This window comes from Pseudomonas sp. LS2P72 (genome assembly GCF_054897865.1).
This window is the reverse complement of sequence record NZ_CM142708.1, coordinates 2000200-2012682: the sequence shown is the minus strand read 5'-3', so window position 1 is coordinate 2012682 and position 12483 is coordinate 2000200. Positions and strand designations below refer to the sequence as shown.

Below are 12483 nucleotides of genomic sequence, written 5' to 3'. Positions count from 1 at the left end.
CGCTCCCACAAGGGTTTTGTGTACGCAGCAGATCAACTGTGGGAGTGAGCCTGCTCGCGATGAGGCCGATCCTGCCAATACATCTCTCAGACCTGCCCACGCAACTGCTCGAACAACATCCGGCTTACCGGCGACAGCGCCGATTCATCGCGAACGACCAGAACCAAAGCGCGATCCGACCAGTCATCCGTCAACGGCACCGCGTGCAAGCCCAGCGCCCGGCCAAACAGTTCATAGGCCTTTTGCGGCAGGATGCCGATGCCCATGTTGGCCTGGACCATCCGGCACATGGCGTCGAAACCCGGTACATGAATCCGTAACCGCAACACTTTGCCGGCCTGGCGCGCGGCTGCGTGGGTACGCATATTGATCGAACTGGCGGAGTGCAGACCGACCTAATCGCTGTCCAGCGTATCGGCGAAAGCCAGGCTGGAACGACTCGCCAGCGGATGATCGGGCAGCATCAACACCATCAGTTTGTCCTGTCGATAAAGCACGCTGTGCAGACCTTTGACGTCGCTGTCACTGGAGCAGATCCCAAGGTCCGCCACGCCATCCAGCACACCCTGAATCACGCCGATGCTGGGGCGTTCTTCGAGGTCAGTCTTGACCTGAGGATGACGCTTGGAAAAGTCCCGCAAGTCTTCGGGCAGAAACTGAATGATCGCCGACAGGTTGGCGAGCATCCGCACATAGCCGCGAATACCGTGGCTGTGCTCGCCCAATTCGAGCCCCATTTTCTCAACGTTGAACAGCATTTGCCGGGCATGGTGCAACAAGGTTTCACCGGCCGGCGTCAGGGTCATGCCCTTGGCCTGGCGCACGAACAGACTGATGCCCAGCGCTTCTTCCAACTCCATCAGCCGCTTGCTGGCTGCCGACACGGCGATGGCTTCACGCGCGGCGGCACGGGTCAGCGTGCCCTCCTCATGAACGGCGACAAACAGTTGGAGAGTGATCAGGTCGAGGCGGCGGATCAGGCTTTTTTGCAGCATGGAGGGCTCGATGACTTCTGTTCGACAGAGTCGGCAGGATAGCCCGGTTTCTACGCGACTCGGCAAAGCAAATTGCCCACAACATCACGAGGCATAGCCCTACACATAAATCTCTTGTAACACTCAGCCGTACCGGAAACAGCCGATTCAAAGCCTTCGCCGCGCTCTGTAAAGTCTGGAAACACACACGAACTGCAACAAACCCATGGATCGTTTCACTCAAGGAAAGTCATTTTCATATGGACCAGACAGCACACGCGGCAAACCTCTACACCAACTACCGCAAAGTCATCGCGTTGGCCGATCACGATTGGGAGAGCGCTGAATCCGGGAAAATTTCGGGACTCAACGTCGAAATCAAAAGTGCCAACCGGATGCTCGATCAGCACGGGCGTGCGTTTCATCATTTCTGCACGACGTCGTACCTGGGCCTGGATCATCATCCCGACATTCTCGATGGCGCCATTAATACCCTGTGGGAAACCGGCACCCTGCGCGTCGCCAATTCAAAGAACCGCTGCAAGCTGGCGATTCTGGAGCAATACGAAACCGAACTGTCCGAGTTGTTCGGCGCCAGCTGCCTGAGCACCTTGTCGTGCAGTGCGGCGAGTGCCGGGATTCTGCCGTTGCTGGCCAGCGGTGTGTTCACGGAAAACCGTCCCCCCGTGATGGTCTTCGACCGGTTGGCGCACTATTCGATGAGTCACCTCAAAGCCGCCTGCGCCGATGAAACCACGGTCGTGACCTGCCCTCATAACGACATGAATTTTCTCGAGAAACAGTGTCAGCAACACCGCACCATCGCGTATGTCGCCGACGGCGCCTACAGCATGGGCGGGGTCGCCGACCTGGACAGTCTTTTGTATCTGAAGGACCGCTATGGGTTGTTTCTCTACCTGGACGATTCCCACGCGCTGTCCGCTGTCGGAACATTCGGCGCTGGCCTCGTGCGCCCCAGGATGCATGCCCTGGAGGATGACTGCCTGATCGTCGCCTCGCTGGCCAAGTCGTTTGGCGCCAGCGGTGGTCTGATGATGCTGGGCAATGAACGGCAGAAGAGGCTCATTGCCCGTTACGGCGGCCCCAGCAATTGGTCGCAAAGCCTGAACAGTGCAGCCATTGGCGCGGGTATAGCGTCCATCCAGCTTCATCGCACGCCGGAATTTGCCGCATTGCAGGAAAAACTTCAGGTTAATATCCGGCTCTTCGACAGCCTCATACGCACCGATCAACACAACAGCAACATGGCCATTCGACTGGTCAACTGCGGCGAAGCATCGCTGGCCAACAGCATCGCCATGGAACTGGCCAATCACGGCTTCTTCACCTCGGCGGTGTTTTTCCCGGTGGTCGCACAAGGCAAGGCGGCCATCAGAATCACTCTGCGCGCCGACATGGAACCGACGCTGATCCGGCACTTTTGTGAACTCATTACCGAGCTTTTACGCACTCAAGGCCGGGACATCGGCTGTTGAACTGAAATCAGGGAAGTTTCAATGAAGAGCAGCACCACCCTCCTCGTCACCTGCTGCACGGTGTTCCTCGCCCAGTTGGGCATGAGCATTTACCTGCCGGCGCTGCCGGACATGGCCCGGGATCTGTCCGCCGACGCCTCGCAGGTGTCCTGGGGGCTGGCGGTGTATCTGATCGGCATGGCGTTGCCGATGTTGTTCTGGGGCAGCCTGGGCCAGCGCATCGGTCGCAAACCGGTGCTGCTCGCCGCGCTGGGCATCTACGGGTTGGGCAATCTGGCCCTGCCCCTGAGCCAGACGCTTGAATCGTTCCTGGTGTTTCGACTGGTTCAGGGCATTGGCGCCAGCGGCATTTCGGTCATGGCCAGGGTGCTGATCCGCGACAGTTTCCGCGGCGACCAACTGGCCAAGGCGTTGTCCTGGATTTCGATTTCCTTTGTGGTGGCGCTGGGGATCGGCCAATACCTGGGGTCGCTCATCCAGGTGGCGCTGGGCTGGCCAGCGATTTTCTACCTGTTGGGGGGTGTGAGTCTGATGATGGGGCTGGTCGTGGCCCGGGTCAGGTTCCCGGTGCTGGCCGAGGAGAATGCCCCGTCATCCGCCTGGCCGAGTTACTGGCGCATTTTGCGTCATCGCACTTTTCTGTTGCCGGCCCTCACCGGCGGCCTTGGGTATGGGGTGATTGTCGCGTTCAACACCGCAGCGCCGCTGATTCTGCAAGGACCGTTCAACTGGTCGGCCGTGGAATACGGATTGTTAGGTTGGCCGATCAGCGCGGCGTATTTTCTGGGGGCTTTGGCGGTCAATGGCTTTGTACTTCGCATCGGTCAACGCGGGTTGATGATGGCGGGCGCAGGGCTGGTGCTGGCTGGCAGCGCGGTGATGTTGCTGGGGAGTCTGGCGGGCATTTCAGTTGCGCTGCTGTTCTGGTTGCCCTATTGCGTTGCGGTGTTCGGCCAGTCTTTGACTTATCCGGTCAGCCTGTCCCTGGCCAATGACGGTTCGCCGGTCGGCGGTGCATATGCGATGGCGTTGAGCGGTTTTATTCATCAACTGATGGCCGCCGTTATCGGCGGGATCGCCAGTTTGATCGCGAGCCCGCAAGCATGGCCGTTGTCACTGCTGTGCGCCTTGCTGGCGTTGGGCGCGATGCTCTGCGTGATGGTCGCGCCCGGTCGTAAAACGTCCTAAAACGCGCTGCGAAAAATCTCCTCGATCTGGCGCTGATCCGCCACGCGAGGATTGGTCACGCCACAAGCGTCTTTCAAGGCATTGGTGGCGAGGATCGGGATGTCGTTGAGCTTGGCACCGAGCTCACGCAAACCAGCGGGAATTTCCACGTCTTTGGACAGGCTGCGGATTGCCACGATGGCCGCCTGGGCGCCCGCTTCCGGGGTGAAGCCACGAACATCGGCGCCCATCGCAAGGGCAACATCGGTGAGGCGATCGGCGCAAACCAGCGCGTTAAAGCTTTGTACGTGGGGCAGCAGGACCGCGTTGCACACACCATGCGGCAAATCGTAGAACCCGCCCAACTGGTGAGCCATGGCGTGGACATAACCCAAGGATGCGTTATTGAACGCCATGCCGGCGAGGAACTGCGCGTAGGCCATGTTCTCCCGCGCGGCCATATCACTGCCGTCGCGGACGGCCAGGCGCAGGTTGTTGCTGATCAACGTAATCGCCTTCAGTGCGCAGGCATCGGTGATCGGGTTGGCCGCCGTGGAAACGTAGGCTTCGATGGCGTGGGTCAACGCGTCCATGCCGGTGGCAGCGGTCAGGCCTTTGGGCATGGCGACCATCAGCGCCGGGTCGTTGACCGACAACAGCGGCGTGACGTTGCGATCGACAATGGCCATTTTCACGTGACGGGATTCGTCGGTGATGATGCAGAAACGGGTCATCTCGCTGGCGGTGCCGGCGGTGGTATTGATGGCGATCAGCGGCAGTTGTGGCTGGGTGGATTGATCGACGCCTTCGTAATCGCCAATCTGCCCGCCGTTGGTCGCGCATAACGCGATGCCTTTGGCGCAGTCATGGGGCGAACCGCCGCCCAGGGACACCACGAAATCACAGCGGGTTTCTTTCAGCAGGCCCAGCCCGCTCTCGACGTTGGCGATGCTCGGGTTAGGCTTGGCACCATCGAAAATCACCGAATCGATGTCCTGCTTTGCCAGCTTCTCGGCAATCATCTTCGCTACGCCCGCCTTGGCCAGCCCGGCGTCGGTGACGATCAGCGCCTTGCGAAAACCGTACTTGCGAATGGCGTCCATGGCTTCGTCGAGGCAACCGATGCCCATGATGTTCACGGCGGGGATGAAAAACGTGCTGCTCATGAGCGAGTCTCCTGGCTGAGGCCGAATCGGCAGCGCCGATCCAGCGGGTACCCACAGGATCGACCTATCGGTCATGAAGCAACTTGATCTGGCTCAAGTCTTGGTCGTGATAAAGTCGCCGCCCATCAGACCTTTTGCTTTTGAGACTTTGACCGCAATGACCGATTTCCAGGATGTTGATGCCCAACTTGAAGACTGGAACGCCTTGCGCGCCACCGCCTCGTTCAGCGGCCTGCTGGTGGGCAACGGCGCCAGTCGCGCCGTGTGGGACGACTTCGGCTACGACTCGCTGTTCGAAAACGCCCGTACCGTCGAAGAAAAACCCTTGAGCCAGTCCGAGCTGAGCGTGTTCGACGCCCTGCAGACACGCAGCTTCGAGCAGGTGCTCAGCGCACTGAAAACCACCAGCCGGGTCAACAAGGCCCTGGCCGTGAGCTCCGCCGCACCGCGTAATCGTTACTACGCGATCAAGGAAGCGCTGATCAACACCGTGCATGCCGTGCACATCCCTTGGCGGCTGGTGGTGCCTTCAACGCTGGCGGCGATCAATCAGGAACTGGGCCGCTACCGGACCGTGTTCACCACCAACTACGACCTGCTCAGCTACTGGGCGACTCAGCACCAGCCTGATGCGATCAGCGACCTGTTTCAGGGTGCAGAATCAAGCTTTGATCTGAGCGCCACGGCGACCGATAAAACTCGGCTGCTCTACCTGCATGGCGGGTTGCATCTGGTGCGCAATCAGGACGGCACGGCGCGCAAACTGATGTCGACCGAGGGCACTCTGCTCGGCAGTTTCGCGATCAACAACACGATCAAGACCCTCGACGACGTGCCGCTGTTCGTCAATGAAGGTCCGGCGCAGGACAAGCTCAAAACCATTCGCAGCTCGGACTATCTGTCGTTCTGCTATGACCAGTTACTTGGCCATGGCGACGGCTTGTGCCTGTTTGGCCATGCCTTGGGTGAGCAGGACAGCCACATCATCCACGCCTTGCGCCAGGCGAAACCGCAAAGGGTGGCGATCTCGATTTATCCGCGCAGCAAGGCGTTCATTCAGCACCAGAAGCGGCATTACGCGAAGTTGTTTGAGGGGACCGGAAGTGAGTTGCGGTTTTTTGATTCGAAGACGCATGCGTTGGGCAGCCCGAAGCTCACGGTGCCGGTCGAGGTTTAGCAGGGAAGCGGCCGACGCCATCGTCGGAACGCCGCCCGGAGCAGGCTCGCTCCCACAGGGGGAATGCATCCCAATGTAGGAGCGAGCCTGCTCCGGGCGGCGTTCCGACGATGGCGTCAGTCAAGTCGACTCATTCCTCGGCGCTATGTACGACCACCAGCAACTGCGCCTGAACCTCGCCCACTGACCGTATCCGGTGCGGTTTCTGCGCATTGAAGTGCAGCGCGTCCCCTCGATTGAGCAGCACCCGCTCGTTCATGAAGTCCACTTCCACCTGCCCCTCGTGAACGAACAGAAACTCCTCGCCCAAATGTTCCTTGAAGGTCTTGTCGGCGAATTCGGACGGCGGGTAAATCATGAACGGCAGCAGGCTGCGTTCGCTGACCTGATGGGCCAGCACCGCGTAACCCGGGCTTTCATCGTTGGCCGCCAGTGACTGGCGCTCATCGCTGCGCACCAGGCTGTAACTGTCGAGGCTGACGTTGCCTTCGGAGAACAACTCCTCGACCTTCACGTTCAGTGCCTTGGCCAGTTTCAGCGCGGCAGCAATCGACGGAGTGTTGAGCCCGCGTTCGACTTTCGACAGATAGCTCTTGGTCATGCCGGACTTTTCGGCCAAGGCCTCCAGCGTCACGCCGAGTTTTTTTCTCAGTAATTTCAAACGGATAGACATGTGTAGCGATTTATCCATCAAGGAGCCGACAATGTGTTGTTGCTAATGACACCTTGTGTCATATAGTCTCTTTTGTGTCATTTGCATTCACCCATGACCTTGCGAGCAACGAGTGAACGGCAAATCCGACGTCCATTGAACTACCCAAAGGACACCGATATGGCCAAGACCTTAGCACTACCCAAAGAGCAACTGGTCAAGCAAGCGCTGACCCAGATGCAAAATACCCTGGCGGATAATACGTGGACCGAACGGCAAAAGCTGGCCCTGACCTGCCGGATTCTGTTCGAAAACGGCCACGACTCTGGCCTGGCCGGACAGATTACCGCCCGCGGCCCGCAACCGGGTACCTACTACACTCAGCAACTGGGCCTGGGGTTCGACGAAATCACCGCGGGCAATCTGCTGCTGGTCAACGAAGACCTGGACGTGCTTGAAGGCTACGGCATGCCCAACCCGGCCAACCGTTTCCACAGCTGGGTGTACCGCGCACGACCAGACGTGAACTGCATCATTCACACGCACCCGACCCACGTTGCCGCGTTGTCGATGCTCGAAGTGCCGCTGCAGATTTCCCACATGGACCTCTGCCCGCTCTACGACGATTGCGCGTTTCTCGAAGGCTGGCCGGGCGTGCCGGTGGGCAACGAGGAAGGTGAACTGATTGCCGCCGCCCTGGGCGACAAACGGGCGATCCTGCTGTCGCACCATGGCCAATTGTCCACCGGCGCGACCATCGAAGAAGCCTGTGTCATTGCGCAACTGATTGAACGCGCCGCGAAGCTGCAATTGCTGGCCATGAGCGCCGGGACCATCAAGCCGATCCTGCCAGAGCTGGGCCGCGAAGCCCATGACTGGATCGCCAGGCCGAAACGTCACGCCGCCGCGTTCAACTACTACGCTCGGCAGAACCTGCGTCAACACGCCGATTGCCTGAACTGAAACCACTCATTTTCAAGAGGAGCGTCGCCATGTCGACCCCAACCATTCACGGCATCATCGGCTACACCATCACCCCGTTCACCGCCAACGGCGAAGGCGTTGATCTCGACGCGCTCGGGCGTTCCATCGATCGTTTGATCGACGGCGGCGTCCACTCCATCGCACCGCTGGGCAGCACCGGCGAAGGCGCTTACCTGAGCGACGCGGAGTGGGATCAGGTCAGCGAATTCAGCATCAAGCACGTGGCCAAACGCGTGCCGACCATTGTCAGCGTGTCGGACCTGACCACCGCCAAAGCGGTGCGCCGCGCACGTTTCGCCGAAACCCACGGCGCCGACGTGGTGATGGTGCTGCCGACGTCCTACTGGAAACTCAGCGAAGCGGAAATCCTCGCCCACTACCGCGCCATCGGCGAGAACATCGGCGTACCGATCATGCTCTACAACAACCCGGCCACCAGCGGCACCGACATGTCAGTGGATTTGATCCTGCGGATTTTCAATGCCGTGGATAACGTGACGATGGTCAAGGAAAGCACCGGCGACATCCAGCGCATGCACCAGTTGCAACGACTGGGCGAAGGTCAGGTGCCGTTCTACAACGGCTGTAATCCATTGGCGCTGGAAGCCTTTGCGGCAGGCGCGAAAGGCTGGTGCACAGCGGCACCGAACCTGATCCCGCAGCTCAATCTTGATTTGTATGAAGCGGTACTGGCCAACGACCTGGGCAAGGCACGCGAACTGTTCTATCGCCAGTTGCCGCTGCTGGATTTCATTCTGAAGGGTGGCTTGCCAGCGACCATCAAGGCCGGCTTGCGCGCCACCGGACTGGAAGTGGGCGATCCGCGGTTGCCGGTGTTTCCACTCGGCGAGGCGGGTTGCAGTCAGTTGCAAGACCTGTTGCAAGCATTGCGTTAACGCATTCGCGCCCCTCTGTAGGAGCACAGCTTGCTGGCGATGGCGCACTCCAGATCGCCATCGCAGGCAAGCCGTGCTCCTACAGAGGGCTTCGATCTTTTGACTTTTCAGAGCACCGGCAGGGTCTTGTCCTTGATCACCGTGGTCGGCCCGTTGACTTTCACGCTGGCGATGCCTTTCTCCAGCGCAGCAGCGGAGGTGTAAGCCTCGCTGCTACCGATGATCTCGTGGTTACCAGCCTTGAGGTTGAAGTAAGGATGGCCATCCTTGGTGGCTTTCTTCTCGTAGCGTTCATCTTTTGGGCTGTTGCTCTGAACCGACACGATGCCTTTGTCAGCGGCAGCGCGGGTGGTGTACAGCTCGCTGGTCAGAATGGTTTCCGCGTTGGCGGCCTTCAGGACGAACTTGAACTGACCATTGCTGCTTTTGCTCACTTCATACCATCCAGACATGCACTTTCTCCTTGGCAATTGAGAGGTTTCGCGCTTCAGAGTAAAGACCAGGCTGGGACATCTGTCGCCTGTCCGGCCTCATCGCGAGCAGGCTCGCTCCCACAATGGATCGATGTACACAATTCCCCTGTGGGAGCGAGCCTGCTCGCGATGAGGCCGGTAAGGTCAGCGCAAAATCACCTACTTCACCACCGCGCGCACCACCGATAACTCCGGCGCCTGCACCCGGCGCTGACTCAGATAGCGCGTACAACTGACCCGCAAAAACGAGGCGAAATTCACCACCTCGCCGCGGTAGTCCATCACCTCTTCATACAGCTTGGCGATCAACTGGTTGGTGGTCATGCCGTCGGCCTCGGCGATTTCGCTGAGGATGTCCCAGAACTGATTTTCCAGCCGCAGGGTGGTGACCACCCCGCAGATGCGCAGCGAGCGGGAGCGCGATTCGTAGAGAATCGGATCGGCTTTGACGTAGAGCTCGCACATGCAAAGGTCCCTCGTTACAGCGTGATTTTGGTACCCAGCAACCCGAGGAAACCGGCGAGCCAGCTCGGGTGCGCCGGCCAGGCTGGCGCAGTGGCCAGATTGCCTTGGACGTGGCCTTCCGTCACCGGGATATCGATGAACGTACCGCCCGCCAGGCGCACTTCCGGGGCACAGGCGGGGTAAGCGCTGCACTCGCGACCTTCGAGAATCCCCGCGGCCGCCAACAATTGAGCACCGTGACACACGGCGGCAATCGGTTTGCCAGCCTTGTCGAACGCTCGCACCAGTTCCAGGACTTTTTCGTTCAGGCGCAGGTACTCCGGCGCACGACCGCCCGGCACCAGCAGCGCGTCATAGTCCTCGGACTTGACCTTGGCGAAATCGAAGTTCAGGGCAAACAGGTGACCGGGTTTTTCGCTGTAGGTCTGGTCGCCTTCGAAGTCATGGATCGCCGTGCGCACAGTCTGTCCGGCGGTTTTGTCCGGGCAAACGGCGTGCACCGTGTGGCCGACCATCAGCAGCGCCTGAAACGGCACCATCACTTCGTAGTCTTCGACGTAATCGCCGACCAGCATCAGAATTTTTTTAGCCGCCATGGGGAGGACTCCTCTGGGAAATACGTGGGCCTGCAGGAGTATTCAAAGTAGTCCTTAATCAGCAGGTCGGGTAATAACCAGCTACTACCTGATAGACCGCGTCATCGTTCATCGCGGGCAAGTCGGATCGCCGCACCGCTTGCTCCTACAGGTGAGAACGACACCGGACATGTAGGAGCAAGCGGTGCGGCGATCCGACTTGCCCGCGATGGCGTCCTCAAACTGTACGGATAACTCTGCGCCTAGCTGTAACAGAGCGATCCCCGCGGTTTATGGCTAGATGAAGGCTCCCACAGGATCAGAGGAGGCCGTCGGCTCGGAGCAAGGTTTCAAGGCAATGTTCGCTGATGTGGTAGAAATCCTTCAGCGCCTGAATCTTCACCAACAGCTGGGTCGGGTCAACCGGCTCGGCACGTTTGACCGCCAGGATCATCTTGTTCTTGTTGGTGTGGTCCAGTGAGATGAACTCGAACACCTTGGTTTCATAACCACAGGCTTCGAGGAACAACGCACGCAAACTGTCGGTGACCATTTCCGCCTGCTGGCCCAAATGCAGACCGTATTGCAGCATCGGCTTGAGCAGCACCGGGCTCTGGATCTGCAGGCGGATCTGCTTGTGGCAGCACGGCGAGCACATGATGATCGAGGCGCCGGAACGAATACCGGTGTGAATCGCATAGTCGGTGGCGATGTCGCAGGCATGCAGCGCGATCATCACATCCAGCTCGCTCGGCGCCACGCTGCGCACATCACCGCACTTGAACACCAGCCCCGGATGCTCGAGCTTTGCGGCCGCGGCGTTGCACAAATCCACCATCTCTTCGCGCAACTCGACGCCGGTCACCACGCCTTCGGCTTTCAAGGTGTTGCGCAGATAGTCGTGGATCGCGAACGTCAGGTAACCCTTGCCCGAACCGAAGTCTGCCACCTGAACCGGCTTGTCCAGCGCCAGCGGTGAGGTAGTCAGCGCGTGGCTGAAGACTTCGATGAACTTGTTGATCTGCTTCCACTTGCGCGACATCGCCGGGATCAGCTCGTGCTTGCTGTTCGTCACACCAAGGTCGGCGAGGAACGGCCGGCTCAGGTCGAGGAAGCGATTCTTCTCGCGGTTGTGCTCAGCGGATGGCACTTCACGCAATTGCTGAGGTTTGCTCTTGAACAGCGAAGACTTGCCCTTTTTGCTGTATTCCAGCTGCGCTTCATCCGTCAGCGACAGCAGATGCGCATTTTTGAACGATGCCGGCAAGAGCGCGGCGATGGTCGCTACGCCCTCGGCAAGCGGCAAATTCTTGGTGATGTCGCGCGTCTTGTAGCGGTAGACGAAGGACAGACAGGGCTGATCCTTGACCGTCAGCTGCTTGATGATCAGCCGCTGCAAGTCCACTTCAGTGCCGACGTACTTGGCCAGCACCAGTTTGATGAAGGCGTTCTGGTCAAGGCTGGACTGCAGCAGGTCGATGAACTGGGCGTGATGATCCGGCGCGAGGCTGGCGGGAGTGGCGGTGACAGACATGGGAAAAACGGCCTCGGGCGGTGCGGATCGGGAATGGCGGGTATTTTAGGGGGGATGGGGGTTGGGGACACGCAGTTATTTACCGAACGGCGCGAATCGTGAGGCAAGTCGAGTTCCCTGTGGCGAGGGGACTTGTCCCCGTTGGGTCGCGAAGCGGCCCCATTCGATTCATCGGTTAGACCGAGTTCTCAGGTTTTACGACTGCTGCGCAGCCGAACGGGGACAAGTCCCCTCGCCACAAAAGCCCTCTCGCCCACAGAAGGTGTATCAATTCCAGAAGGTTGAATCAGCCTAAAACCACCAACCGATTCGGCAACTCATTCCTCACATGCGTCACCGGCACATGCACCTTAAGCAACTCGCCGCACGCCTCCACACACGTCACAAACCCCTGCAACGTCTGCCCCTGCTTCACCTGCTGAGTGAACGCCGCAACAATTGCATCCCAGTTCGTGTTGTCCAGTCGCTTGGAAATCCCTTCATCCACCAGAATTTCCACATAGCGTTCAGCCTCGCAGACGAAAATCAGCATCCCGGTGCTGCCCACCGTGTGGTGGAGGTTTTGCTCCAGAAACTGCCGGCGCGCCAGGTTCGAGGCACGCCAATGACGCACCGAGCGCGGGATCAGGTACGTGGTGATTTTCGGAATACGGAATACCAGGCACAGCACGATGAATGTGATCCATTGCACCAGCAACAAGCTGTGCAGGGTCAGCCAGCCGGTCAGGTAATGCACGATACCCGGCACGACCAGCGCCAGCAGGCTGGCCCAGAGCAGCGGGATGTACGCGTAGTCGTCGGCGCGGGCCGCGAGCACGGTCACCAGTTCGGCGTCGGTGTCGCGCTCGACCCGGGCAATCGCCTCGGCAACTTTGCGTTGTTCGTGTTCAGTCAGTAATGCCATGTTTAAGAATGCCCACTCGC

At 59.4% G+C, this 12483-nt stretch carries 12 protein-coding genes and 1 pseudogene; 5 read left to right on the top strand and 8 right to left on the bottom strand.

Going from position 1 to position 12483, the window contains the following annotated elements; translation table 11 throughout:
- Nucleotides 1-86: 86 nt before the first annotated feature.
- Nucleotides 87-995, bottom strand: a pseudogene (locus ACYZUA_RS09340) (LysR family transcriptional regulator).
- Nucleotides 996-1234: 239 nt separating this feature from the next.
- Here ACYZUA_RS09340 and ACYZUA_RS09335 point away from each other — a divergent pair.
- Both ACYZUA_RS09335 and ACYZUA_RS09330 read left to right on the top strand, forming a co-directional pair.
- Nucleotides 1235-2470 (top strand): aminotransferase class I/II-fold pyridoxal phosphate-dependent enzyme, encoded by a 1236-nt coding sequence (locus ACYZUA_RS09335; protein WP_461962850.1) that lies wholly within the window; start codon nucleotides 1235-1237, stop codon nucleotides 2468-2470.
- A 21-nt stretch (nucleotides 2471-2491) separates the two neighbouring features.
- Nucleotides 2492-3658: a multidrug effflux MFS transporter gene (locus ACYZUA_RS09330; protein ID WP_461962849.1), complete on the top strand. Its 1167-nt coding sequence runs from the start codon at nucleotides 2492-2494 to the stop codon at nucleotides 3656-3658.
- On the opposite strand, the gene yiaY is transcribed toward ACYZUA_RS09330, so the two are convergent.
- On the bottom strand, nucleotides 3655-4803 hold the full coding sequence (yiaY, locus tag ACYZUA_RS09325) for an L-threonine dehydrogenase (protein ID WP_461962848.1): 1149 nt from the start codon (nucleotides 4801-4803) through the stop codon (nucleotides 3655-3657). The two genes, ACYZUA_RS09330 and yiaY, sit on opposite strands and share 4 nt — an antisense overlap.
- Nucleotides 4804-4960: 157 nt before the next feature.
- On the opposite strand from yiaY, the gene ACYZUA_RS09320 reads away from it, so the two are divergent.
- On the top strand, nucleotides 4961-5980 hold the full coding sequence (locus tag ACYZUA_RS09320) for a DUF4917 family protein (protein ID WP_461962847.1): 1020 nt from the start codon (nucleotides 4961-4963) through the stop codon (nucleotides 5978-5980).
- Nucleotides 5981-6110: 130 nt separating this feature from the next.
- Here ACYZUA_RS09320 and ACYZUA_RS09315 read toward each other — a convergent pair whose 3' ends face one another.
- On the bottom strand, nucleotides 6111-6653 hold the full coding sequence (locus tag ACYZUA_RS09315; RefSeq protein WP_461962846.1) for a helix-turn-helix domain-containing protein: 543 nt from the start codon (nucleotides 6651-6653) through the stop codon (nucleotides 6111-6113).
- Between the two features lie 159 nt (nucleotides 6654-6812).
- On the opposite strand from ACYZUA_RS09315, the gene ACYZUA_RS09310 reads away from it, so the two are divergent.
- Together ACYZUA_RS09310 and ACYZUA_RS09305 are read left to right on the top strand one after the other, a co-directional pair.
- A complete protein-coding gene (locus tag ACYZUA_RS09310; protein ID WP_461962845.1) occupies nucleotides 6813-7595 on the top strand; it encodes an aldolase in 783 nt (260 codons plus the stop codon).
- Between the two features lie 29 nt (nucleotides 7596-7624).
- Nucleotides 7625-8512, top strand: coding sequence for a dihydrodipicolinate synthase family protein (locus ACYZUA_RS09305; protein WP_461962844.1), 888 nt, complete (start codon nucleotides 7625-7627; stop codon nucleotides 8510-8512).
- A gap of 107 nt (nucleotides 8513-8619) precedes the next feature.
- Here the strand turns inward: ACYZUA_RS09305 and ACYZUA_RS09300 are convergent, their stop codons facing one another.
- The 5 genes from ACYZUA_RS09300 to ACYZUA_RS09280 all read right to left on the bottom strand — a co-directional run bounded on the left by ACYZUA_RS09300 (nucleotide 8620) and on the right by ACYZUA_RS09280 (nucleotide 12463).
- Entirely contained in the window at nucleotides 8620-8964 is a 345-nt protein-coding gene (locus tag ACYZUA_RS09300) for a YegP family protein (protein ID WP_461962843.1), read from the bottom strand.
- A 180-nt stretch (nucleotides 8965-9144) separates the two neighbouring features.
- On the bottom strand, nucleotides 9145-9450 hold the full coding sequence (locus ACYZUA_RS09295) for a ribbon-helix-helix domain-containing protein (protein WP_046046181.1): 306 nt from the start codon (nucleotides 9448-9450) through the stop codon (nucleotides 9145-9147).
- 14 nt (nucleotides 9451-9464) lie between these two features.
- On the bottom strand, nucleotides 9465-10046 hold the full coding sequence (locus ACYZUA_RS09290; RefSeq protein ID WP_008152949.1) for a DJ-1/PfpI family protein: 582 nt from the start codon (nucleotides 10044-10046) through the stop codon (nucleotides 9465-9467).
- 298 nt (nucleotides 10047-10344) lie between these two features.
- Nucleotides 10345-11559 (bottom strand): class I SAM-dependent methyltransferase, encoded by a 1215-nt coding sequence (locus tag ACYZUA_RS09285; protein WP_461962842.1) that lies wholly within the window; start codon nucleotides 11557-11559, stop codon nucleotides 10345-10347.
- 286 nt (nucleotides 11560-11845) lie between these two features.
- A complete protein-coding gene (locus ACYZUA_RS09280; protein WP_461962841.1) occupies nucleotides 11846-12463 on the bottom strand; it encodes a TPM domain-containing protein in 618 nt (205 codons plus the stop codon).
- Nucleotides 12464-12483 lie beyond the last annotated feature (20 nt).

Excerpts from the sequence above, each read along its gene's own strand:
- ACYZUA_RS09330 (WP_461962849.1), top strand. The coding sequence starts at position 2,492 with ATGAAGAGCAGCACCACCCTCCTCGTCACCTGCTGCACGGTGTTCCTC.
- yiaY (WP_461962848.1), bottom strand. The coding sequence starts at position 4,803 with ATGAGCAGCACGTTTTTCATCCCCGCCGTGAACATCATGGGCATCGGT.
- ACYZUA_RS09315 (WP_461962846.1), bottom strand. The coding sequence starts at position 6,653 with ATGTCTATCCGTTTGAAATTACTGAGAAAAAAACTCGGCGTGACGCTG.
- ACYZUA_RS09280 (WP_461962841.1), bottom strand. The coding sequence starts at position 12,463 with ATGGCATTACTGACTGAACACGAACAACGCAAAGTTGCCGAGGCGATT.
- ACYZUA_RS09310 (WP_461962845.1), top strand. The coding sequence starts at position 6,813 with ATGGCCAAGACCTTAGCACTACCCAAAGAGCAACTGGTCAAGCAAGCG.
- ACYZUA_RS09295 (WP_046046181.1), bottom strand. The coding sequence starts at position 9,450 with ATGTGCGAGCTCTACGTCAAAGCCGATCCGATTCTCTACGAATCGCGC.
- ACYZUA_RS09290 (WP_008152949.1), bottom strand. The coding sequence starts at position 10,046 with ATGGCGGCTAAAAAAATTCTGATGCTGGTCGGCGATTACGTCGAAGAC.
- ACYZUA_RS09300 (WP_461962843.1), bottom strand. The coding sequence starts at position 8,964 with ATGTCTGGATGGTATGAAGTGAGCAAAAGCAGCAATGGTCAGTTCAAG.
- ACYZUA_RS09335 (WP_461962850.1), top strand. The coding sequence starts at position 1,235 with ATGGACCAGACAGCACACGCGGCAAACCTCTACACCAACTACCGCAAA.
- ACYZUA_RS09285 (WP_461962842.1), bottom strand. The coding sequence starts at position 11,559 with ATGTCTGTCACCGCCACTCCCGCCAGCCTCGCGCCGGATCATCACGCC.
- ACYZUA_RS09305 (WP_461962844.1), top strand. The coding sequence starts at position 7,625 with ATGTCGACCCCAACCATTCACGGCATCATCGGCTACACCATCACCCCG.
- ACYZUA_RS09320 (WP_461962847.1), top strand. The coding sequence starts at position 4,961 with ATGACCGATTTCCAGGATGTTGATGCCCAACTTGAAGACTGGAACGCC.